Below are 23,031 nucleotides of genomic sequence, written 5' to 3'. Positions count from 1 at the left end.
CACGTGAAATAGAAAAGCGTCACGCCGGCAAACCTCACAACATGGTTGCTTGGTGCTTGCTTGCGGCAATGCAGTCCACAGCACCCCGCAATGCCGGTCCATTGGCCTTGCCAAGACAAGGATAGTGCGCTGCAATGCCGATTACGCGCTTGTGGTCGGCACGACCCCTGCACATCGAGTAGTTTCCGAGATGGGGTGAGTTGAAATGGCCAAGGCACGAGAATCTGAGGACGACGATCTGGTTGCCGGCAGCGACCTCGTTCACTACCGGACTGCGCGACTTGCGGCCGCGGCGCCGTCGAATTCGGCCGCTTCCAATTCAGCGCGGGCATCCACCTCATTGGACGAGATCATTTCGCCTGCCTTGGCGGGCATGTTCAGGCGGCCGCAGCGCATCGGCAAGCGCAGCGGGTGGTGGGCGCACGTGCCCTTCGCCTCCTGGATCGTCCCCGCCTGCGAGCCTTGCCTGCTGGTGGAATTGGGGACCCACCATGGCGTGTCCTACAGCGCATTTTGCGAGGGGGTCGTACATGGGGCGTTGCCGACGCGCTGCTATGCCATCGATCACTGGCAAGGCGACCCGCACGCCGGCGAGGTGGGCGACAGTGTCTATGAAGAGGTGGTCCAGTTCAACGAGGTGCGCTACGGGACATTTTCCGAGCTGATCCGGTGCGACTTTGATCAGGCGGTTGAACAGTTTGCCGATGGGTCCATCGACCTGTTGCACATCGACGGCTATCACAGCTACGAGGCTGTCCGCCACGACTATGAGGTCTGGAAGCCGAAATTGTCTGCGAAGTCCGTGCTGCTTCTGCACGATACGAACGTACGTCGCGACGGTTTTGGCGTCCACCGACTATTCAAGGAATTCCAAGACAAGTTCGCGACATTCGAGTTCCTGCATGGTCATGGGCTGGGGGTGATCGCTCATGGTCCAGGAACGCCTGCCGCGGTAGCTCGACTGTGCAGTGCAGATGGCGCGTCGATCTACGCGATTCGGGAGCGCTTCGCGCAGCTTGGGGGCACCTGGAGCGCACTTGCCCGCGAAGACGAGGCACGTGCGTCGTTCCAGCAGCAGAGCGCGGGCCTGCCGCGCCAATCAGCCGAAATGTTCGCTGCCACGCAACAACAGTTGGGCGAGCTCGGCCGTCAGCGAGACATGGCGCAGGGCGAAGCGACAGCGCTGAAAAACAGACTCAACAACGTGCTGACTGAGCGGGATGCGCTGATTGCGCGTCAAGGTGAGATGCAAGGCTCCCACCTAGCCCAAAAACAGGCGCTTCAAACCGAACGCGACATGCTGTCCAAGCAGCTTCGCGAGGCCACGGCGCGTTCGACCGACCTCGAAGGCGCGCATCGGGCCGAGCAGGGGGCTCTGCGAAAGGAGCGCGATCACCTTGTCGAACAAGCGCGTACCATGCAACTGCAACACGACGCGCTGGATCGGCAGCAGCGCGACGCTAGGCAACGCGAGAGTTCGGCATTGCAGCGACTTGAAAGCGCGCTGGGCGAACGAAGCGAACTGAAGGCCGCGTGTGATCGGCTGCAACATCAGGCGCGCGAATCCGCCGCGTCGATCGGCCAGATGATGGCCAGCCTTCTGCAGCGGCATGAAGAAATCATCGGCCCACGCACCGTCGGGGATGCGTTGCCAGGCTATCCGTCGCCACGCCGCACGCCGACACCAAAGCAATACCCCGCTTTGCTCAACTGGCTCAAACCCGCCCTGCGCCGCTGGCGCGCGACACATGATCCTGTCGCGCGCATCGTGCGTCAATCCATCCTGTTCGACGCGCGCTGGTATGCGTCGCACTATTCCGACGTCGCCAGATCCGGTTTGGACGCTGCCTATCATTTCGCTGCATTCGGCGGCGCTGAAGGACGGGACCCAAGCCCCTGGTTCTCGACAAGCGAGTACCTGAGACAAAACGAGGATGTGGCGCGGCTCGACATCAACGCGCTGTATCACTACGAAGTCTTCGGCCGCAAGCAGGGCCGTCCCTTTGCGAATCCCCTGGCATCCGCTGCAGCATCCAGCCCGACGAACCCCAAGATCGGCAGCCTTCAGATCAAGCAGGATTTTCGGGAACAAAGCGAAGTGGGTCTGGACCGGTTTCTCGCCAGCAACGACAGACTTAGGCTGCCCGCCAGCGCACGACCGGCAGTCTCGATCGTTCTGGTGCTGCACAACCAAGCCGCCCTGACGCTCCGCTGCCTGGAGGCTCTGCGCGACTGCTGTGATATCGACGTCGAGATCATCGTCGTCGACAACGCATCCAGCGATCGCACACCGGCAATGATGAAAAAGGTCGACGGTTGCCGACTTGTTTTCGAGAGCGAGAACCTGCACTTCCTGCGCGGCGCGAACCGGGGCGCTCGCGAGGCGAAGGGCAAGCAGCTCCTGTTTCTGAACAACGACGCGTTGGTGCGACCAGGCGCGCTGTCGGCGGCGTGCCGCCTGCTGGAGTCGCAGGCCGACATCGGCGCCATCGGCGCCAAGATCGTGCTGCTGGACGGCACGCTGCAGGAAGCAGGCTCCATCATCTGGCGCGACGGAAGCTGCCTGGGCTATGGTCGCGGCGAAAATCCGGCGGATCCGGCATTTGCCTTCAGGCGCGACGTCGACTACTGCTCGGGCGCATTCCTGATGGTCCGGCGCGAACTCTTCGAGGCACTTGACGGGTTCGATCCTGCCTTTGCGCCCGCGTACTACGAAGACACCGACCTGTGCATGCGCCTGCGCGCGGCAGGCCATCGCATCGTCTATGAGCCGATGGCCGAGATCCTCCACTTTGAGTTCGGCAGCGCGACTTCGACCGAGGCCGCCACGAGCCTCATGCAAGATCATCGGGCCCTGTTTGCGCAGCGGCACGCGGTTGCCCTGTCCCAGCAGCATTGGCCGCATGGCGAGAGCATGCTGCTGTCACGCATGCGCCCTCATGCCGGCGAGCGCGTGCTGGTCATCGACGACCGGATTCCCATCCCGAGCCTGGGCGGGGGAAATCCCCGGGCCTGCCGGCTGCTTCATGGACTGCACGGTGCCGGCGCGTTTATCACCCATTTCCCGACTAACTTCCCGGACTTCGACGTCACGACCGTCTGGCGCGATCTGCCGCCGGAAGTGGAATTCATTGCAGGCAAGGACCGGCCGAGCCTGACGGAATTTCTTTGCAGCCGGGTGGGTTACTACAGCACCGTGCTCGTGAGCCGACCGCACAACATGATCACCTTCCGCGACTGCTGTCGCGAGGTCCCCGCGTTGTTGGCGTCGACGCAGGTGATCTACGATGCCGAGGCGATCTTTGCGGCACGCGAAAGTGCGCGCCAGGCGCTCCAGGGTGCCCACGCCTCGCCACCCCACCCGACATCGATGAGCTTGGAGACGGAGATGCGTCTGGCGCGCAGCGCCTCCATCGTGCTAGCTGTCAGCGAAGCCGAGGCACAGAGCTTTCGAAACGAGGGCTGCGCCGATGTCCGGGTTCTCGGGCACGCGCTCGCCCCCAATGCCCTGGGGGGGGATTTCGCAAGCAGGCGCGATTTCCTTTTCGTCGGACGACTCGAAGAAGACGATTCGCCGAACGCCGATTCGATCCGCTGGTTCGTGCAGCAGGTGATGCCCGAGCTCGATCGACTGATCGGCACTGATTACCAGTTGCGTGTGGTGGGCAGTTGTGCCCCGCGGCTGCGCGCACAGCTAGAGAGCCCACGCGTGCGTTTCCACGGCCGCGTGGGCGACCTCGATGAGGCTTACGCCAGCGCACGCGCCTTTGTCGCCCCCACCCGCTTCGCCGCAGGGATCGCTCACAAGGTCCACGAGGCGGCCAGCAAGGGATTGCCCGTTGTGTCGAGCTTGCTCATCGCAAGGCAAGTGGACTGGCGCCACGGCATCGAACTGCTCTGCGCCGACACGCGCGAGGGCTTTGCGGAAGCGTGCGCCGGTGTCTACACGAATTCTGGCAAATGGGATCGGCTTCGCCAAGCCGCCCTGGCGCGCGTTGCGCAGGAATGCGACCCGCGCCGCTTCCAAGCCACGATCAACGGTCTCCTGAAGATGGAACACGGCCAGGACCAACTCGACCTCGCACAAAGCGCCTCCCCGCCACCCGACCCCAGCAAGGAGCAAACCGTCGCCACATGGAGCGTGCCGCCTGAACAACGCGCGCAGTCCGATGGCCTTTTCTGGATGGCGCATCCGATGGTGGCGGCGCGACTCAACGTCAAGGCTTCGGGAGATGCCGCGCGCAACGACTACGACCACCTGATGGATGTGCTTGAATCGGCCGGCTGGCGTTTTCCGGTGCAGCATGTCGCATCACTCGGTTGCGGGTTTGGGGCCCTAGAAAGAGGGCTGGCGAAGCTGGGCATCGCGAATTCCATCGATGGTTTCGATCTTGCTGAGGGTGCGATCATCGAAGCGCGCCGGTTGGCGTCCGAACTCGGCCTGTCCGGTCTTCGATACCAAGTCGCGGACCTCGAACGTGAGGATCTGCCCGAAGTAGGCTACGACATGGTGTTCGCCAGCCACTCGGTCCACCACATCGCCGGCCTCGATCGGTTGTTTTCTTCGGTGCGTCGCGCGCTGCGCCCCGGTGGCGTCTTTCATCTGCAAGAGTATGTCGGTGCCGATCGATTCCAATGGCCCGACGCGCAGGTCGAAGGCATGAATGAATTCCTGGACTCGCTTCCCGCACGTTATCGCCAGCTGCCCTCCGGCGTCGAGCGTGGGCACCTGCGCCGACCGACGGTCGAGGAGGTCGTGGCGGTCGATCCGTCCGAAGCGGTCTGCTCGTCCGTTATCGTCGATGCCGTGCGACGCCACTTCCGCATCCAAGAACTCCGCGAGCTCGGCGGTGGGCTGTTGAGCATCGGATTGAGCGGCATCGCGCACAATTTCGACGCCAACAATCCCACGGATGCGGCCCATATGGAACGCTTTTTCCAACTTGAGGATCGTTTGATGGCCGAAGGTCGAATCGTCTCGGATTTCGTCTCGATCATCGCCGTGCGCGACTGACCACGCGTCTTCGGCGCGTCCCAACACCGGTGCGTGGCTCGAGGCCATGACAACCCTTCCTTCAGCGAGACCCATCACGATCACTATGACGGCGAACCCACCGGACGACGCCTTCGTCGCATACTATGACAGCGAGTGGCTGGCGAAGGCCGACTATTTCCGCTTGCATCGACAACGTTTCCTCCAGACTTGGGCATTTGTCGTGCGCCAGGGCCTCGCGCCCGGCGGCCAGGTGCTCGACATCGGCGGCATTGGACCGGTCGCCGCCTACCTGCAAACCACAGCGCCATGGCAAGCCTTCGAGACCAAGACGGACCTGCGCGAGCCCTTGCCGTTGCCCTCCGATGACTTCGATCTCGTGTTGTGCACGGAGACCATCGAACACATCAAGGACAAGGAGAGTTCCGCCATTGGCGACCTCGAGGCCTTCAACTACTCGGGTGCGTTGCAGTTGCTTTCCGAACTCGCGCGGGTGGTTCGCCCCAGCGGCTGCGTCGTGTTGACCACGCCCAATGCCAACTCGTACATCACTCTGCACAAGTGGCTCCATGGTCAGCTGTTGCTGATGGATCCCGCCCACGTTCGCGAATATTCTCCGGAGGATCTGGTGCGCGTCGCCCGGATGGCGGGTCTTCGGATGCTGGGGCTGGAAGTGTCCGACAGCTGGGAGGCGGAATTCGACCCATCGTTGGCAACATTGAAGGACGCCCTGGAGGCGCTGCCGGCGCTGCCGGCGCTGCAAACCATCGCACGGCAAGACAATATTCTGGCGTCCTTCGTCAAGGCAAACGGATGATTCAGCGGCTGCGCGACGCCTGGCGCAGAGCCCCCTGGAAAAGGCCTGCACAGACCCACAGCATCGAGCGCGCCGCACCGCCGGAGACGCCCAGCGTGGCACAGACGCGCTTTGCGCCACTTACGCCGGACCACTTTCCTGCAGAGTATCTGGAGCTGAGCCCCGCTGTAGCTTCGTGCCCGCCAGCGCCGGCGTTCGTGCTCGGCGGCATTTCACCGAGCCTGGCGCGCTTCTATCACGGCGAGCACCATATACCTTCGGTCGGGCTTTATCACTTGGACGATGTCGAGGTTTCCTCTCACAGCCTAGTGTCGCGAGATGGACATTTCCTTGTGTCGCCGCAGACCAATGTCTCCCCAGACGCCGTCAGCCAGTGCGCGCTTTACGGCGAGCTCACCGCGACACGAATACCCAGCCGTGTCGTGGAGGCGCCACTGGTTCTACTCGCCGGCCCTGGGCATCAGATCTGGGGTCATTGGCTCATCGACTTTCTGCCGCGGTTGCACATCCTGCACAAAGCTGGCTTTCGCATCGAAGACATGCAGTACCTGCTGCCGTCCACAGTGCCCCCCTTCGTCGAAGCACTCCTGGCACTGCTCGGGATCGAGCCACGCCGCTTGGTGCGCTTTCATCCCTACCAGGAAACCGTATTGGCGCGTCAACTCCTGCTTCCGACCATGTACCGCTATTCGAGCCGGGTGCACCCGGACATGGCGCAAGCCCTGCGATTCCTGGTGGAACGCATCGCAGCAAGGAACGACATTCCGACACCGCCCGCGGGATTCGAGCGGCTCTTCCTATCGCGCCGCGCTGCGGGCAGCGACGGCAGGCTCCTTCTCAACCGCGATGCGATCGAGCAGCAAGCTGCCGAAGCCGGTTTCAAGGTCATCTGCCCGGAACAGCATCCCCTCCTCGACCAGATCGCCCTCTTCCAGCAAGCCCGCCAAATCGTCGGTGAGTACGGATCGGCTCTGCACGGCAGCATCTTCTCGGCAGAAGGCATCACTGTGTGCGGCCTGCGAGCGACCACGATCCACCCGGGCTTTCTCCAATCGGGACTTTGCGAGGTCAAACTGCAGCGCATCGGCTACGTGCTCGCTGCGACCGGCGAGGCCGACATCGAGCAGCGCTTCCAAGTGGTCGAAGAGGACTTCGCGCTGGCCCTCCGATTGATGGATCTGATCGGTTGAGCGCTCAACGCGTCTACTCGATGAGCGCGATGCGCACGATGGCGAAGGGCAAGCGAATCCTGCCGGTATCAATGTAGAAAGATTCGCCACTTTCGCTTGAAGCGCGCATCAGGCAGTCATTCTGTTTGCAGAGGAATTGAAGCAACGAGACAAATTGAGCGCCCGCGTGCTGCGCGCTCTTGCGCATGGCATTTTCGATCGCTTCGCGCTTTCTCCAGAGCTCATGGAACTCAGCGCCTTCGAAGACGCCGAACCTGCCGTAGTCGAGCCGTGGGGACGGCATGCGGTGAAGCGGGTCTTCTCGCCACAATTGCAGGACGAATCGCGCCGGCGCCTTTTTCCGTGTCAGGCCGAGCCCAAGGACGACGACCCGCCCGACGCTGGCTTCCTTGAGCGCTGCCACTGTGGCGGTCAGTCCTGGGTCGCTGTAGAACTGCCAGATGGCCGACAACACGACCACGCTTGGCTTTGCTATGCGAACCAGGTCCAGCACACGGGCGTTGTTCGAGCGGCATGCCAGAGGTGGCGCCGGAAATCCGAACACAACGATAAGTGGTCAAACTGCAATATCACCCCGGGCCCGAGGCCCGAGAAAGCAGGAAGACCATGAGCAAGAGACCACGCCGTAACCACTCACCGCTTTTCAAGGCCAAGGTGGCACTGGACGCCATCAAGGGCGAGAAGACGCTGGCGGAGCTGGCCAAGCTGCACGATGTGCACCCCAACCAGATCGTCGACTGGAAGACCCAGTTGCTTGAACGCGCCGCCAGCGTGTTCGGTGCAGAGTCGGCGCCGCCGGCGATCGACCTCAAGGAGCTGCACGCCAAGATCGGGCAGCTCGCCTTGGAGAACGATTTTTTATCCGGCGCGCTCACCAAGGCCGGCATGCTGAGCGCAAAGCGATGATCGACCGCAACCATGCCCTGCCGATCACCCGCCAGGCCACCTTGGTGGGCATCAGCCGAGGCAACGTGTACTACCTGCCGCGCGGCGCCTCACAGGCCGATCAGAGCCTGATGAAGCGCATCGACGTGATCCATCTGGCGCATCCCTTCGCGGGCAGCCGGATGCTGCGCGACATGCTCAATCGCGAGGGCTTCAAAGTCGGGCGCCGGCACGTGGCAACGCTGATGCAGCGCATGGGCATCGAGGCGCTTTACCGCAAGCCCAACACGAGCAAACGGCACCCGACCCATAAGGTCTATCCGTACCTGCTGCGTGGGCTGAAGATCGACCGCGCCAACCAGGTGTGGGCAACCGACATAACGTACATCCCGATGGCATGCGGCTGGGTCTATCTGTGCGCGATCGTGGACTGGGCAAGCCGGCGGGTGCTTTCGCACCGGGTGTCCATCAGCATGGATGCATCGTTCTGCGTTGAGGCGCTCGAGGAGGCCTTCAGCAAGTACGGCAGGCCCGAGATATTCAACTCCGATCAGGGCAGCCAGTTCACGAGCGATGAGTTCACCGACGCGTTGAAGTCCCGTGGCGTGCAAATCAGCATGGATGGCCGAGGGGCATGGCGCGACAACATCTTCGTCGAACGAATTTGGAAGTCGGTGAAATACGAAGAGGTATATCTGCACGCCTACGACTCGGTCGCCCAGGCCAAGGCAGGTATCGCGCGCTACATCGATTTCTACAATGTCCGGCGACCTCACTCGTCGCTGGACAAGCGCACACCCGACGAGTTCTACTTCGCCCCGCTGCCGGCGATGAAGGAGGCTGCCTGATGGGTTGAACCATGAGTACATGGCTCAACCGGGGCGCCTCCGGCGGCCTGGCAGGGGCCTGAAGATTGAAAGATCAAACCAGCAGCCAATCCACTTATCTCAGGTCAAAGCGTGTTCAGACAACCGGAGCCACCTCTGCCGGCCTTGCGGCACTTTCAAAATCCAGCAGGGGCGGGCAGCCCGACGACGTGAGCTGACCCATCCGAAAGCCGGATGACTTCTTCTGAAGCGCGCGAAACCCGTGGTACAACAAAGCCGCTCCAGAATCGCCCCCACAGCACGACAAGAGGTTTCAAGCCGCTTTCCAGACACTCCGGTGCGTAATCTAGCGGAAGGCACGTACCTGCACAGGGAATGAAGGCACGCCAACCGAGATAGCTCGCCTTTGGCGAAAAAAGGAAGACAGAACACCACGCCAGTCTCAGCATCGCCGCCTACGGCTTCCTGCTGGCTCAGCGCCTGCAGCATCCCGACGAGGTCGGGGGTAAAAAAACTCCGCTCGCGAGGAGCCTGCCCTACCCACGCATTACAAACCTCGAGGAAGCCCAGAGGGCGCAGCGCCACGTCCCATCCTCCATCACGAGCTTGCGGTTGCGTATCGGCGCTCTCTTGGCTCGTAACCTGCCCCGGTGTCCCTGTTGCCTACGACATCAGCGAGACCAAATTTACTAACACAGTAAGAATAAAGGCTACCCCTTTGAGGTGCTGATTGCTGGAGCGAGAGCTGGCGCGGCGCTGGCCGATCAGGTGAAAAGTCTTGATTGGATCGTGCGCAGGGCCACCCGCAAAGGAACTGTCTCGGCAGCGGAACTGTCGGAAGTGAGGGCCAAGGCGATCGCCCTGATCGGAAAGCCATAGTCAAGGCGACCAGGGCTTTCTCAGAGAGAACGATGGATGACAGCGGCAAGTGCGTCGACCCACTTGACTTCGGGAGTCATGGCCCTTCGCCGCGGCAATCGCAGAAGCAAGTAAGTGTGCGGAGAATTCCAAAAGGCGAATTCCAGGCCAAATTCACATGTTCCAGCGCAGCGCCAAGTTGGTGGTCGTGCGAGATCTTTCGCCGGCGGAGTTGAGCGCCAGCGTGCCCGTGACCCGGTGATACTCGATGCGCACGCCGATCGAATAGACATCCTTTGGGCCGAAACTCACGAAGACCTCTGGCTCCATGTAGAAATCTCTCGCGCCGCCGCCGGCGGGACTCAGGTACACCGGGCCGCTGAAGCTCGCGCTGATTCCCGCGACCTGGAACGGCACATAGAAGTAGACGCGGTACAGCGGCCGCGTCTCGCGCACCTGGCTCGGGCCGACCGAGTAGTCCTTCTGACGCGCGAGGATCGAGGTCTCGAGCAGCGATTGCTCGCCGAAGGGCAGCTTCCAGTACACGCTGGCGCCGAGCGAGCCTGCACGGTAGTTGCCATAGCTGCCGTCCTCCAGGCGCAGCATTCCGAGCACGTCCTTGATCGGCCCCCACGAGAGCTCCTTGCCCGTGAGCTTGCCCAGGCTCATGTGTGAGTTCCAGACGAAGAAGTTCTGCTGGTTGCTGTTGCCCTCCCCGAGCTTCTGGCCGTTGTATGCATCGAACATGACGTAGTTGTCGCCGAGCGAGTAGGTTCCGAAGTGTTCGAAACGCAGCGTCGTGCGGTCGCCGCCCGAGGCGCCCGTTCCCATGATGTAGTCGTTCTTGTCTCTGGTCGTATAGGCCAGCTGGATGCTGGTCTGCGAATAGTCTTCCGCCTGGGCCGAGGCGCCGAAGCAGGCAAGAATCGGGGCAATTGCTGCAGTGAGCGCGCGGGGGAATGTCGATCTGAAATCGGGCATGGCGTCGTCGGTCTCGTTGCGGTTCGTGGGGAATGGGTGGCGGCGCTTCACCTGGCGCCCGGCAGGAAGCTCTGGTCGATCACTGCCATCGGGTCGAGCGCGGTGGCGGACAGCCCCTGCGACTTCGCAACCCAGCCCCAGGTGGTCTTGACGCGCTCTGCGTCGAAGCGCCCTGGCCCGTCCCTGCGCGAGATCTCGTTGTCGATCAACGGCACCGAGGCGCCGAACTCCTCGCCCGACACCTTGGCGTCGAGCCCCGAGACGGTCTTGGCCATCGCGACGCCCACCGCGGAAGGATTGGCGACTGCCGCTGCGCTGGCCTTCACGAATGCATCGAGGAAGCGCCTGGCGACTTCGGGGCGCTCCTTGAGGAATTTCTCGTTGGCAACGATGACGTAGCCATAGCTGTCGTAGCCGAAGTCCGACCACTTGACCACGCGCATTTCCTTGCCGGCGGACTTCATCACCAACGCATCGGTCGGCGCGCCCGTCACCCATTCGAGGATGCCGTCGACCTGGCCGCTAGCGACCAGCGGCGCGAGCGCCACCGCATCGACCTTGAGCAGGTTGACGCTGGCCGGATCGACGCCGTTCTTCTGCAGGAACAACGGCCACACGACGTTGATGCTCGAGTAGGCCGAGGTCGCGATCTTCTTGCCCGCGAGGTCCTTGAGGCCGGTGAAGGGCATGGCGGCCCAGAGATGAATCGAATCCGGCTTCTTGCTGTAGATGCTGTAGATCACGCGGATCGGCAGCTTCTGCTGGGCGACGGCGGCGTAGACCGACTCGATGCCTACTGCCGTCATGTCGGCCGAGCCGGCGGCCACGCGCGTGATGGCATCGGCCGAGCCGTTGCCGTTGCGAATCTCGACGTCGAGTCCGGCCTTGGCGAAGTAGTTCTCCGCCTTGGCAAGGTATTCGATCCCGTTGGCGCCGCTGGGAATCCATCCCAGCTGGTAGGCGATCTTGTCGGCTGCGACCGCGGAACTCGCGGCGCCCAGCAGCAATGCTGCGGCGACCATCATGGACTTCAGGCACTGGCTCTTCATGGACTACTACTCCTCGTTGATGAAATTGCGGGCAAGGGAAACCCGTCGGCGCCCCGCGCGTGTGGGGACCGTTCAAGGGCTCTTCGGTTGGATCGGGTGCGACCGGGGCTTCAGCGGGCCATGTCGGCCCCCAGTCCCAGCGCCGCCAGCGCACGCCGGTACTCGACCGACATGCGGTCGGCCGGAATGTGGATCTCGTCGCGCAGGTCCAGTGGCAAGGCCTGCGGCGACTGGGCGACGACCTGCGACAGGTCTTCGCCGTTGATGCGCTCCGTGAAGTCGATCAACGCCTCGGCTGGCACCGTGCGACCCTCGTCGACCACGATCTGGAAGATGCGGGTTGTGCTCGCCGTCACCGGCGAGCCGACGTCGAACACCCGGTAGGTCGTGCCCTTCTCGGGATGGTGTACCTTGACCGACGTGGAAAAGGGCAGGATGGTCTCGTAGCGGTAAATCGCGTGGTTGAGTTGCGGCTGCGCGTAGCCCGTGTCCTCGCCGACATAGCGCACGCGCTCGACCACCGGCGCCTCGAACGCGAGCTTCATGCCGTCAACTTGCACTTCATAGGGCTCGATCACCACCTCGGGACCGCCGAAGGTGGAGGTGTGGATGAAGGGCACGTGGCACAGGTCGGTGAAATTCTCAATGTGGCGGGCAGCCGAGGCATTCCAGGTGCCCGGTGGCACCACCGCGACGATGCCCGAACCATCCTCGATGTGCGGCCATTCGGGCAGTCCCGCGCGCGGCACCTTCGACAGGCAGACCCAGACGAGGCCGTAGCGCTCCTGGCACAGATAGGCTTGCAGGCACAGCTTCCGAGGGATCGGCGTGTCGGCCGCGAGCGCCGGAATGCGCGTGCAGGCGCCGTCTGCGGCGTACTCGAAGCCGTGGAAGCCGCACACCAGGCGACCATCCCTGACAGTGCCCAGGCTGAGTCGGGCGCTGCGATGCGGGCACACGTCGCGCGCCGCGCTCACGCCCTCGGGCGTTCGATAGAGCACCACCGGCACATCGAGCAGCGTGGTACCCCACGGCTTGTCCGTCACCTCGCTCGACAGCGCCACGGGATGCCAGAACGAAGCAAGGATGCCCCAGTCGGATTCGCTGAATCCGCTGTGGGCGGGCCGAGGGCCCTTGGCGCCGGCGTTCTTGACGGGTAGGAACATGAACTTTTCTCCTAGAGGTCGACAGTGAGGGTGGTGCCCGGCCGCCCGCGCGATACGCACACGAGCATTCGGTTGCCGCACGCCTTCTCGCGCGCGGAAAGAAAGTGGTCGCGATGCTCGACCTCGCCGTCGAGCACAGTGGTCATGCAGGTGCCGCAGATGCCTTGTTCGCAACTGGTCGGCACATCGCTGCCATGGCGTTGCAGCATCTCGAGGATGCTCACGCCGCGCGGCACCACCATGGCCGTGCCGCTGCGCGCGAGCCGCAGTTCGAAGGCGCCGCCACCTTCGTCCCGTGCAGCGGGCGAAGCGAAGAACTCGGTGTGCACGATCACATCGGCGCGCCTGCCAGCGGCACCCGCCACGGCCTCCATGAACCCGGCCGGACCGCACAGATACAGGTGCGCGTTCGGCGGCAGGCCATCGGCCAGGCGGCCGACGTCGAGGCGCGATGCGGGCGGCCCGTCGTCGTGGTGCAGGAACACCCGGTGCGCGAACGCCGACTCGCCGATCTCCTTCGGGAAGGGCGTGCGCGCAGCCGACCGCGTCGCCAAGTGCATGCGGAAGCCACGTCCCTGCCACCAGAGCTTGCGGGCCATCGACAGCAGCGGCGTCACGCCGATGCCCCCGGCCACCAGCACCGCGGGTGCCGTCGACTCGTCCAGCGCGAAGGCATTGCGCGGCTGCCCGATCGTGAGTTGCATGCCGGCATGCACCGCGTCATGCATGGCGACGGAGCCGCCCCGTCCTGCGCTGTCGCGCAGCACTGCGATCACGTAGCGATGGCGCTCCCGGTCGTCGTTGAGCAACGAATACTGGCGCACCAGGCCGGCCGGGGTCTGCACGTCGATGTGCGCTCCGGCCTCGAAGGGTGGCAACACACCGCGGTCGGGTGAGACCAGCTCGAATCGCTTGATGCCCTCGGCCTCTGTGCGGACCGACTCCACGAGGAGGCGCAACCGCTCCCCGGGCCGGGCTGCAAGGGTTGTGCAAGCCATGGTTCAGTGCTCGCCGTGGCGCCGCGGCAGGCTGCGCGAATAGAAGAGGCGCTGCGCCGCATTGACGAACTGGAACAGCGCCAGGCTCAGCAGCACCAGCACGCCCAGCGCCGCGAAGGCCTGCGCCACCTTGAAGTACGAGGTGGAGAAGCGGATGAAGTAGCCGATGCCCTTCTCCGACGCCACGAACTCCGCGATCACCGCGCCGATCACCGCCAGCGTGATGGCCACCCGCATGGCGGAGAACACATACGGCATGGCGAAGGGCAAGCGGATGTGCAGGTACTCGTTGCGCGCGTCGGCCTTGAGCGAGCGGCTCAGCTCGATCAGCTCCGCCGGTGTCTGGGCCAGACCGGTCGAGATGCCCACCACCAGCGGGAAGAAGCTGATCAGCGCGGTGATGACCACGCGCGCCAAGTCCGTGGCGCCCAGCGTGACGATGAGGATCGGCGCGACCGCGACGACCGGCGTGGACTGCACCACGATCAGCAGCGGATAGAAGCCCTTGCGAAAGAGCTCGAAGCGGTGCAGTGCGCCGGCCAGCGGCAGGCTCACGGCGAAGGCCAGTGCGAAGCCCAGCACGATGACGCGCAGCGTGGCCTGGATGTGGTCGATCCAGGTGGCAGCACCGACGGCCAGGCCTGCATGCCAGATGGCCGAAGGTGCTGGCAGAAGGTATTCGGGCAGGCCCAGCCACCTGCTCGCGGCTTCCCACACGCACAGGATCACGCACACCGCCGCCAGCGGAAGGATGGCTTGCGGCATGCGCCACAGCCGCGCCGCAGGCAGCGCGCGCATCGGCAGTGCCTCTCCGAACGTGCTCATGCCAGGGCCTCCGCGTGGAGCGCGTGCCCGCTCAGCAGCTGCTCGCGCAGCCGGTCCGACAAGTCGTGAAAGAGAGGCTCTCGCGTCGTCGCCAGCGAGCGGGGACGCGCCAGCTCGACCGGCACGATCTCGCGGATGCGCCCAGGACGCGACGCCAGCACCACGATGCGGTCCGCCAGCAGCACGGCTTCGGCGATCGAATGCGTGATGAACACGGCGGTGCTCTTGCGCTCGCTCCACAACTGCATCAGTTCGAGGCTCAGTGCGTCGCGGGTGAGCGCGTCAAGTGCGGAAAAGGGCTCGTCCATGAGCAGGATCTCCGGGTTCGAGAGCAGCGCGCGCGCTATTCCCACGCGCTGCTGCATGCCGCCGGAGAGCTCGTCCGGGAATTTGCGGCGAAAGTCCTTGAGCCCCACCAGTTCGAGCAGTTCCTCGGCCCGCTGAGTGTCGGCCGCAGTCAGCTTGCGTCCTTGGTGCACGCCGGGGAACGTCAGGTTCGCCATCACGTTCATCCACGGCAGCAACGTTGGCTTCTGGAACACGAAGCCAATGTCGTCTCGCGGCCCGGTCACAGGCTTTCCGAAGATGCGCACCGACCCGCTGTGCGGCGCGATCAGGCCGGCGACGAGGCGCAGCAGCGTCGACTTGCCGCATCCGCTGGGCCCCACGACCACGACGAATTCGTTGCGCCGTATCGTGAAGTCGACGTTGTGGAGCGCGTGTACCACGCTGCCGTCGGAGGCGCGGAAGCGATGGCCCACGCCGTGGAACTCGATGGCGTGGTCGCCCTGGGATGTCGCGGGGTTGTTCATGGTCCTGTCGGGGGCGGGTGGGATCACGTCGGCTGGTCGCAGGCAAGCGAACTCGCCCGCGTGTGGTTTTCACAAAGGAGTTGCAACAGGGCGGCGTCGAATTCGTCGGGCGCCTCGATGTTGCAGAGATGGCCGGCCCGCTCGATGACCACCATGCGGCTGCGCTTGACGCGCTCGGCGATGTAGCGGCTCTCTGCCACCGGCAGCACGCGGTCGTCTTCGCCGACGACGACCAGCGTGGGCACCAGGATCCGCACGAGGCTGTCGCGGAAGTCGGTCGTGACCAGCGCGCGCAACGTCTGCCGGTAGGCGTCGGGACGCAACGCCTCGAGCGACTGGCGCAGGCGCGCGCGGATGGCCGCGTCGGCACGCCGGCCGGCCAGCACATCCACGAGCCCGCGCGCCACGTCGGCCATCGACGCACCCGATTCGAGCGGGCGCAACCGCTTCGCCAGGAAGTCCTCGCGCTCGGCTGCGCTCAGCAGGTTGGCGCCGGCGCTGGTGGACGCCAGCGTCAGCGAGGCCACGCGCGCCGGAAAGCGCGCGTGGAAATCCTGCGCGATGTAGCCGCCCATCGAGAGGCCCACCAGGTGCGCCCTCTCAGCCCCTAGATGGTCGAGCAGGGATTCGAGGTCCCGCGCGAAATCGTCGAAGACGAGCGTCTCCTCCGGGTCGTCGCTGGCGCCGTAGCCGCGCGCGTCCCATGCCACGCAGGTGAAGCCGCTGCCCAGGCGTGCGAGTTGACCGACCCAGTTGGTGCGGTTGCCGCCCACCCCGTGCAGGAACACGACCAGCGGGCCGTCGCCGGCGCGGTCGTACGCGATGCGCACACCGCCGCGGGTGAAGTACGCGGTGGGCGCGTTCATGGCGCAGGCTCCGGCAGCACGGCGATGGCCTCGATCTCCAGCAGGCAATCGGGCAGCAGCAGCGCCTGCACCTGTACGCCAGTGCTGGCCGGCTTGTAGCCGCCGAAGACATCGCGCCGCACAGCCCAGTAGTCTTGCGAACTGCGCGCGTCGAGCTGGCAGGTGAAGTAGCTCGTCATCTTCACGATGTCGTGCATGCGCCCGCCGACGCGTGCCAGGATCGCCTCGATGTTGTCGAAGCATTGGCGAGCCTGGGCCTGCAGGTCGCCCTTGCCGACCAGCCGTCCCTGCGCATCGAGCGCCAGCTGACCCGACAGGTAGACCGTGCGGCCGGCGCGCACCGCGGGCGCCGGAGGCATGTCGTGCTCCCAAGGCCATTCGGGCGGCACGGGCGCGATGTGCGCAGGGCCCGGGCGGCGCATGCGATTCGCGTCTTGCGCTGCGATGGTCATGCGGTTTCCAGGCTCTTGCCGAGCTTCGTCGAGACGCCCAGTTCCTCCATGCGCGGGAACACTTCCTCGGCCATGAACCTCAGGTCCTCGATGAAGTCCGGCACGATGAGGGTGACGCCGTCGAGTTCGCCTTCGACGATGGTGCGCGCCATGCGCCGGGCGAGCGACTCGGCCGAACCGGTCAGCGTGCCACCCAGCACCGAGCTTACGCGCGCGCCCTGGTCGATGAAGAACTGCGCCGCGAAGTTCTGCTTGGCGCTCACGTCGGAGGAGTACTCCGCCGTCTGCGTCGCGAGCGCCTCGCGGTCGACGCCGGCGTCGAAGCGGTCGAGACGTGCCTGTGCTTCGGCGTCCGTGCGGCCCGGGACGACCATGAACAGGCCATAGGACTTGAAGTCGGGCTTTCCAGCCCGGACGGCGAGTTCCTTGGCGCGCTTGCCGCGCGCAATCGACGCGTCGTCGTCACTCGCCGTGAAGAAGCTCGCATCGCAGTTGTCGATGGTGAACTGGAAGCCGCGGTCCGATGCGCCTGCACAGATGATGGTCGGGCGCTTCGACGGCTTGGGATTGGACATGCAGTCGTTGAGCTCGAAGAACGTGCCCTTGTGGTCCACGCGGTCCTCGCTCCAGAGGCGCTTGACCACCCTGATCCACTCGTCGGCCAGTTCGTATCGGCCGGCATGGTCCAGCGGCTTCCACAGCCCGAGCTGGCCGAGGTCGTGCGGATTGGAGCCCGAGACCAGGTTCAGGCCCACGCGGCCGCCCGAGATCTGATCGAGCGTGGCGACCATCTTTGCGACGATGGCCGGCGGGAAGATCATCATGTGCACCGTGCCCCAGATGTCGATCGTCTTGGTGGCCTGTGCCAGGCCTGCCATCGTGGTGAGCGACTCGAGCGTCACGTCCCAATGTTTCGACGGGCCGCCGTAGCCGCGCCACTTGGCCATGCTCAGGACGAAATCGAATCCCAGCCTCTCGGCCAGCAGCGTGACCTGCAGGTTGTGCTCGTAGCTGCCAGGGACCTTGGGTGCATTGGTGGATGCGATCCAGCCGTTGTTGCCGACGGGAATGAAGACGCCGACATCGACGGCGCGTTGGATGGTGGACATTGCTAGCCTCTTCGCTCAAGGAAAGTGCCGGTGCGGCACGGGTCGGGAAACCTGGTTGACGGAATTCAAGCGTGCGCCCGGCTGCTCAGGGGCATTGCCGTCTGCAGTTGGCGGAAAGTGCTGCCATGGAACACCAGCGGTTCGACGTGCGGGCGCATCGTCAGCGCGATGATCCGCAGTAGCACGATGCCGTGGTCGCCCGCTGGCACGACCGACTCGACACTGCATTCGATCCACACCACGGCGCCGTCGACCAGCACGGCACCGCCGGGCGTCGCCCCGAGGCCGAAGCCGTCGAACTTGTCTTCTGCACGCGATGCGAGCTTGCGTGCCGCGGCGTCGTGGCTCGCACCGAGGAAGCTGATCCCAAGGCGCGTCGACTTGGACAGCCGCGCCCAGGTGTTGGACGTCCACTGCACGCAGAAGGACAACAGCGGTGGGTCGATGGAAACCGGCACGAAGCTGCTCGCCGCCATGCCAACCGGCTGCCCGTCGCACAACGCGCACACGGCCACGACGCCGGTGGGGAAGCAGCCGTAGGCCTTGCGCAGCATGCCCGCCGATTCGCCGTCGTGCTCTGCCAGCAGGGTGAACGGCGGATCGGCCGCCAGCCAGGTGATGGAAGACTCAGACATGGTGCGATACCTCCTTCGACAAGAGCGTGTGGACGATGGGGGCCCAGCGGTGGGCGTAGGCCTGGATGGCCGCACCGTCCTCAAAGGACCTCTCCATCAGGTAGAGACCTGGCGCGGGACAGGTGGCTCCGAGCTCGACCAGCACCGGCTTGAGCAGTAGGTCTGGCGCCATGGCGTGCGCGGGCCCGGCGCCCAGCATCAGCGGAAGCGCGACCACGCCTTGCATGCCGGTGCCGCCTGCGAACTGGTCGAGGAACAGCTTCAGCAGGCCGGTGTACGTGGCCTTGTAGGTGGGGCTTGCGACGATGACGAGGCGGGACTCCGCGACGCGGCGCACGGCGGCTTCGACGACCGGCTCATTCCAGCCCAGCAACGCCGGGCCGAGATCGACGACGTCGATGAGCGTGGCGCCGTCGTGACCGGCGAATGCCTTGGCGAGCTGGGCGGCGGCACTTGCGGTGCGTGATCGCGGCTTGGGATTGCCGACGACGATGGTGGTGTTCATGTGTGCAGGCCCTCGGGTACTTGGTGCATGCACGCATTGAATCGCCGCGGCGGCGCCTGGGCTATCCGCTTAGTCGGCGACCGTTGTCCACAAAATCTGCAGCGGCGTCGGGGCCGCCTTCCGGACGCGCGAATGCCTGCCTCGGGCGCGCGCCGCGAGGCAGGTCTCATTGGTAGTCCTGGGGGGCCGTCGATCCGCGCGGGTGGCCGCGGCATGCCCGGGATGAATTTTAACGGCGCGCGTGTCGCTGGATGGTTTCGGAAGGTGTTTCCGAGAACGCGCGCTTGTAGTCGAGCGAGAAGCGACCGAGGTGGTTGAAGCCGACGCCCAAGGCGATCGACGACACATTGGCGCTGCACTGGTCCTGCATCAACTGGGCGCGCGCCTGGCGCAGGCGGAAGTCCTTCAGGTAGGCGACCGGTGTCAGGGCGGTGTGCTTGCGAAAGCTCTCGAAGAGCTTGATGCGCGACACACCGGCCGCGGCTTCGATGTCTTCCAGGTGGATCGGTTCACGGAAATTCAATTCGATGAAGGCCCTGGCACGCGTCATGTACTCCGGCACCTTGGCACCCAGCGCTTGCCGGATGCGGTCCGAGTAGTTGTTCGGCTGCGAGATCAGCAGCCCTTTGACAAGGGTCGCCTCGATCCCCTGGCTGACGAAGCTGCAACCGTACAACCCGCGGCCAACCTCGATTTCCGCGAGGTAGTTCTTCACCATCCGCCACCAGGCGGCGGACGTGCCTTCACGCGCCCTCATGCCTTCAGAGAAGACCACCAGACCATCCACGCGACGGCCAAGCATGTCGCCCAGCATCTGCTCCAACGAGGCGCGCGGGATTGTGACTAGGATCTTGCGACAGTTGCCCGCAAGGTCGATCTGGAGCTTTTGCTCGGGCGATACCACGAGGGCGCAGTCCGAATCAGAGCGGACCCGTCCATGCGAGGAGCGCAGTTCCTGCTCGCCAGATACCGGCAGGCTGATGTTGTAGACATCCAGGATTTGCTTGGCGTCGACGCCGACGCCAAGCTCGGTCCCGTGCTCGATAAAACCGACCGTGCTCGACATGCCCTTGAGCAGGTGGCCGCTGTAGACCAGGCTGAACTTGCTCGGCACCGCCACCCGCACCGAATGCGGACCGCAAATTGCCTCGGAAAACGAATGCGCAGCCTGCAGATTCAAGCCTGAGGCGACGATCGTGTCATCGATACGCAATGCATTGTGGAACATCATGAGCTTCTGCAACCCCACCACAAGGCGGGTCGCGGTCCATCGTGAGCAATTTGGGCAAGCAGGATAAAGCAATTCCTGCGCCACGCCTGTGATGAGGGTCTACGCCGACGCCAACACCAACTGCAACGAGAGCGGTTGTCCGCCGTCCGCACCACCCTGAGCCAGCAGGAGGTGCCCGAATGCCAGACTGCGAAGGTTTCTCCCAGATGCCGCGCTTTGCAATCACGGTTGCTCTGCGGCGCGAGCACTCGCGATTAGACATTCGCGATTCAGACCGGCGAAAGGCTAGACATGATGGTCGCTCTATAGGCGAAGGAACGCCCGTCTCCGGTATCGTGGATTGCGCACTCAGAGAGTGTGCCGAGCCACATGCGGCGGGTTTCCCAGCCGCAAACCGTATGGAGACGAGCCATGGACGAGAGTATCAATTTCTTCGTTGGTTTGGATGCCCACAAGGACAGCATTTCGGTTGCCGTGTGTGAAGCTGGGCGAGAGCCCAGCCGTTTCGTCGGCACCCTGGGGCCTGACGTGCAGGGGGTGATCAAGACGCTGCGCAAGTACGGCCCGGCGCGGCATGTGAGCGTGGTCTATGAAGCCGGGCCGCACCGAGCGTGACCTCGACATCCGGACTCGTGGTGGCCTGACGGGCGTCCCTGATCATGACCTTGGCCGCTTCGCGTTCGGCAAAGCCATCGGCTTGTGTGACCATCGCGTTGGCGATCAGGCCGTGGCGGTTGTCCGAGAGGGTATGGCCCATGTAGCGCAGCTCGCTGGCGGTCTTGCCCTTGCGGTACAGCCGCGCATCGCCATCGGTGCGCGAGGCGTGGGTTTCGTTGCTGCGGGTCTGACCTTTGAAGCTGGTGCTGCCGGTCGAGTCGTTGCCCGCATCATCATCGCTGCCGTCCTTGCGCACGAAGCTCCTGTGGCTGGCCCACGCCTGGATAAGGGTGCCATCGACGCTGAAATGTTCTCCCGACAGCCAGCCTTTGCGACCAGCTGTCTCGACGATGTGGTTGAACAGTTCGATGATGGCGTCATGCTCGATCAGGCGTTCGCGGTTCTTGGTGAAAGACGCTGGGAACCCAGACCGCATCGTCCATGGCCAGGCCGATGAACCAGCGAAACAGGAGGTTGTATTGAGTCTGCTCCATGAGTTGGCGCTCCGAGCGAACGCTGAAGAAGATCTGCAGCAGCATCGCGCGCAGCAGCTTCTCTGGAGCGATGCTGGGGCGCCCGCCCTTGATGTCGGCCTCGTACATGCCGGCGAACAAGTCGTCCATCTTGAGCAGCGCTTCATTGACCATCGCGCGGATAGGACGCAGCGGGTGATTGGCGGGTACGAAGTCCTCCAGGCGGCGCATCGTGAACAAGCTCTCGGTGAAGGTATCGGCTCCGCGCATCGTCTGGGGTCTTGGGTTGCAACTGTCGGGGGATCAACTTCAAACGTTCGAGGGCTATCACGCGTCGACCATTGCAGAGGTCTTTCAGCACCCTGCTAGTCTTACTGTGTTAGATATTTGACGCCCGCTGATGCCGAAGACAACAGGGACATCGAGGTAGGTTACGCGCCAATAGAGCGCCGATACGCAATCGCAAGCTCGTGATGGAGGATGGGACGTGGCGCTGCGCCCTCTGGACTTCCCCGAGGTTTGTAATGCGTGGGTAGGGCAGGCTCCTCGCGAGCGGAGTTTTTTTACCCCCGACCTCGTCGGGGTGCTGCAGCCGCTGCGCCAGCAGGAAGCCGTAGGCGGCGATGCTGAGAGTGGCGTGGTGATGAAAGCCGCGCCAGCCACGGCCCTCGTACTGTCCCAGCCCCAGGTCCTGCTTGAGATCCTGGTAGTCGCGCTCGATTCGCCAGCGCATCTTGGCCTCGTAGACCATGCGCTCCAGCGGCGTGTCCTCGGGCAGCGTGGACAACCAGTACTTCAGCGGGCGAAGTGCGAGCGCAGCGCGGCGTTCGTGCCCTCGCGCCAGGTGACTTCCTGCCAATCGTCTGGATCAATGTCGAAGGCCACGTCCCTGACCGTACGGGGCCGGTGCTCGGGGGCGCTGGCGTCGCCGCGGCGCAGCCGCCGGGGGATGGGGCCCCTGCCGCTGTAGGGCCTGGGCGGCAGGGGCTCGTGCCCGGGCGGCCACACCGTGACGCTGCCTGTCACGCCCACGACGTAGGGCAGGCCCAGTTCGTCCAGGCGTTCTCGAAACGCGGTGTCCACGCCGTAGCCCGCATCGCTGAGCACGCAGTGCCTCGGCGCCCCTTGGGCCAGCAAGTGTTCGATCTGCTGCAGCGCGATCTGAGGCTTGGTGGCGAACTCGAGCGTTTCGGGCACGCCGGCCTTCTCGCGTCGGGGCGGGTCATCGGCCCATTTCTGGGGAAGGTACAGCTGCCACGCCACCGGAATGCTGGCCGCCGCGCAGGCCAGCGACACGCTCACCGCCACCTGGCAGTTGTCCTGCTTGCCCAGCATCCCGCAGTACTGGCGCGCGACGCCCACCGAGTGCCGCCCCTGCTTGGGAAACCCCGTGTCATCGATGATCCACCAGCCGCCGTCTCTGAAATTCATCAACGGCACGACCCATTGGCATACCCCCAGCAGCATGCGCTCGTCCGACCAATTCGCATCGGCCACAAAGTGGTGCAACGACTGGTGGCGCGAACGAACATTCAGCGGATCCATGTGCGCGGCCATCGGCTCCACGCTCTTGCGCTGCAGCGGCGACATCAGCCCCGTGGTGTACCCGCGCAGCCCGGCGTGGCGATCTGAATGTCCCAGGCCCTCGCTCAGGTGGGCCATGTACTGCTCGAAATCCTTCAGGTCTTCCATCGATCGCCCT

General features: G+C 64.3%; 17 protein-coding genes and 5 pseudogenes. 7 read left to right on the top strand and 15 right to left on the bottom strand.

The window, feature by feature from the left end:
- The first annotated feature begins 205 nt into the window (after nucleotides 1–205).
- From HB681_RS20225 to HB681_RS20215, 3 genes are read left to right on the top strand one after another with little or no spacing between them, the layout of a single operon-like run.
- The gene (locus HB681_RS20225; RefSeq protein WP_213956670.1) at nucleotides 206–5,014 is read left to right on the top strand and encodes a class I SAM-dependent methyltransferase; all 4,809 of its coding nucleotides are present in this window, start codon (nucleotides 206–208) and stop codon (nucleotides 5,012–5,014) included.
- Between the two features lie 46 nt (nucleotides 5,015–5,060).
- Nucleotides 5,061–5,810, top strand: a complete 750-nt coding sequence (locus tag HB681_RS20220) for a methyltransferase domain-containing protein (RefSeq protein ID WP_213956669.1) — start codon at nucleotides 5,061–5,063, stop codon at nucleotides 5,808–5,810.
- Nucleotides 5,807–7,000 (top strand): glycosyltransferase 61 family protein, encoded by a 1,194-nt coding sequence (locus HB681_RS20215; RefSeq protein WP_213956668.1) that lies wholly within the window; start codon nucleotides 5,807–5,809, stop codon nucleotides 6,998–7,000. Before HB681_RS20220 ends, HB681_RS20215 begins: the two co-directional genes overlap by 4 nt.
- A 13-nt stretch (nucleotides 7,001–7,013) precedes the next feature.
- Here HB681_RS20215 and HB681_RS20210 read toward each other — a convergent pair whose 3' ends face one another.
- Nucleotides 7,014–7,544, bottom strand: coding sequence for an SGNH hydrolase domain-containing protein (locus HB681_RS20210; RefSeq protein ID WP_345944705.1), 531 nt, complete (start codon nucleotides 7,542–7,544; stop codon nucleotides 7,014–7,016).
- Between the two features lie 62 nt (nucleotides 7,545–7,606).
- Between HB681_RS20210 and HB681_RS20205 the strand changes: the two genes are divergently transcribed.
- The 3 genes and pseudogenes from HB681_RS20205 to HB681_RS38770 all read left to right on the top strand — a co-directional run.
- Nucleotides 7,607–8,733, top strand: a protein-coding gene (locus HB681_RS20205; RefSeq protein ID WP_213956666.1) for an IS3 family transposase whose coding sequence is annotated in 2 segments (ribosomal slippage) — nucleotides 7,607–7,853 and nucleotides 7,853–8,733 — 1,128 coding nt in all. Because the reading frame shifts where the segments join, the coding sequence is not laid out codon by codon here.
- A 408-nt stretch (nucleotides 8,734–9,141) separates the two neighbouring features.
- Nucleotides 9,142–9,353, top strand: a pseudogene (locus HB681_RS20200) (IS701 family transposase); the annotation flags it as partial.
- Nucleotides 9,354–9,426: 73 nt separating this feature from the next.
- Nucleotides 9,427–9,591 (top strand): annotated as a pseudogene (locus HB681_RS38770) (toxin MazF); the annotation flags it as partial.
- 153 nt (nucleotides 9,592–9,744) lie between these two features.
- On the opposite strand, the gene HB681_RS20195 reads toward HB681_RS38770, so the two are convergent.
- The 12 genes from HB681_RS20195 to HB681_RS20140 form a co-directional block, all read right to left on the bottom strand.
- A complete protein-coding gene (locus tag HB681_RS20195; protein ID WP_213956665.1) occupies nucleotides 9,745–10,551 on the bottom strand; it encodes an outer membrane protein OmpK in 807 nt (268 codons plus the stop codon).
- A 47-nt stretch (nucleotides 10,552–10,598) separates the two neighbouring features.
- Nucleotides 10,599–11,600 carry an ABC transporter substrate-binding protein gene (locus HB681_RS20190; RefSeq protein WP_213956664.1) on the bottom strand — a complete coding sequence of 334 codons (1,002 nt, stop codon included), beginning with the start codon at nucleotides 11,598–11,600 and terminating at the stop codon, nucleotides 10,599–10,601.
- A gap of 110 nt (nucleotides 11,601–11,710) precedes the next feature.
- Complete coding sequence (locus HB681_RS20185) at nucleotides 11,711–12,766, bottom strand: aromatic ring-hydroxylating dioxygenase subunit alpha (RefSeq protein ID WP_213956663.1); 1,056 nt, start codon at nucleotides 12,764–12,766, stop codon at nucleotides 11,711–11,713.
- A gap of 11 nt (nucleotides 12,767–12,777) precedes the next feature.
- Complete coding sequence (locus tag HB681_RS20180; RefSeq protein WP_213956662.1) at nucleotides 12,778–13,764, bottom strand: PDR/VanB family oxidoreductase; 987 nt, start codon at nucleotides 13,762–13,764, stop codon at nucleotides 12,778–12,780.
- A gap of 3 nt (nucleotides 13,765–13,767) precedes the next feature.
- The gene (locus HB681_RS20175) at nucleotides 13,768–14,589 is read right to left on the bottom strand and encodes an ABC transporter permease (RefSeq protein WP_213956661.1); all 822 of its coding nucleotides are present in this window, start codon (nucleotides 14,587–14,589) and stop codon (nucleotides 13,768–13,770) included.
- The gene (locus HB681_RS20170) at nucleotides 14,586–15,401 is read right to left on the bottom strand and encodes an ABC transporter ATP-binding protein (protein ID WP_213956660.1); all 816 of its coding nucleotides are present in this window, start codon (nucleotides 15,399–15,401) and stop codon (nucleotides 14,586–14,588) included. The genes HB681_RS20175 and HB681_RS20170 overlap by 4 nt, the downstream gene beginning before the upstream one ends.
- A 23-nt stretch (nucleotides 15,402–15,424) precedes the next feature.
- The gene (locus tag HB681_RS20165) at nucleotides 15,425–16,267 is read right to left on the bottom strand and encodes an alpha/beta fold hydrolase (protein WP_213956659.1); all 843 of its coding nucleotides are present in this window, start codon (nucleotides 16,265–16,267) and stop codon (nucleotides 15,425–15,427) included.
- On the bottom strand, nucleotides 16,264–16,719 hold the full coding sequence (locus tag HB681_RS20160) for a RidA family protein (protein WP_256354631.1): 456 nt from the start codon (nucleotides 16,717–16,719) through the stop codon (nucleotides 16,264–16,266). The genes HB681_RS20165 and HB681_RS20160 overlap by 4 nt, the downstream gene beginning before the upstream one ends.
- Nucleotides 16,716–17,828 (bottom strand): LLM class flavin-dependent oxidoreductase, encoded by a 1,113-nt coding sequence (locus HB681_RS20155; RefSeq protein WP_213956658.1) that lies wholly within the window; start codon nucleotides 17,826–17,828, stop codon nucleotides 16,716–16,718. Before HB681_RS20155 ends, HB681_RS20160 begins: the two co-directional genes overlap by 4 nt.
- A gap of 65 nt (nucleotides 17,829–17,893) precedes the next feature.
- Complete coding sequence (locus tag HB681_RS20150; protein WP_213956657.1) at nucleotides 17,894–18,463, bottom strand: flavin reductase family protein; 570 nt, start codon at nucleotides 18,461–18,463, stop codon at nucleotides 17,894–17,896.
- Nucleotides 18,456–18,968 (bottom strand): NAD(P)H-dependent oxidoreductase, encoded by a 513-nt coding sequence (locus HB681_RS20145; RefSeq protein WP_213956656.1) that lies wholly within the window; start codon nucleotides 18,966–18,968, stop codon nucleotides 18,456–18,458. The genes HB681_RS20150 and HB681_RS20145 overlap by 8 nt, the downstream gene beginning before the upstream one ends.
- A 229-nt stretch (nucleotides 18,969–19,197) precedes the next feature.
- Nucleotides 19,198–20,283 (bottom strand): AraC family transcriptional regulator, encoded by a 1,086-nt coding sequence (locus tag HB681_RS20140; protein WP_213956655.1) that lies wholly within the window; start codon nucleotides 20,281–20,283, stop codon nucleotides 19,198–19,200.
- 327 nt (nucleotides 20,284–20,610) lie between these two features.
- Between HB681_RS20140 and HB681_RS20135 the strand changes: the two are divergent.
- A pseudogene (locus HB681_RS20135) lies at nucleotides 20,611–20,802 on the top strand (IS110 family transposase); the annotation flags it as partial.
- On the opposite strand, the pseudogene HB681_RS20130 reads toward HB681_RS20135, so the two are convergent.
- Nucleotides 20,795–21,599: pseudogene (locus HB681_RS20130) on the bottom strand (IS5 family transposase); the annotation flags it as partial. The pseudogenes HB681_RS20135 and HB681_RS20130 sit on opposite strands and share 8 nt — an antisense overlap.
- Nucleotides 21,600–21,760: 161 nt before the next feature.
- Nucleotides 21,761–23,021: pseudogene (locus HB681_RS20125) on the bottom strand (IS701 family transposase).
- Nucleotides 23,022–23,031: the final 10 nt, after the last annotated feature.

The organism is Variovorax sp. dw_954 (assembly GCF_018449755.1).
GTDB lineage: Bacteria > Pseudomonadota > Gammaproteobacteria > Burkholderiales > Burkholderiaceae_C > Variovorax.
This window is presented reverse-complemented; position numbering and strand designations above follow the sequence as displayed.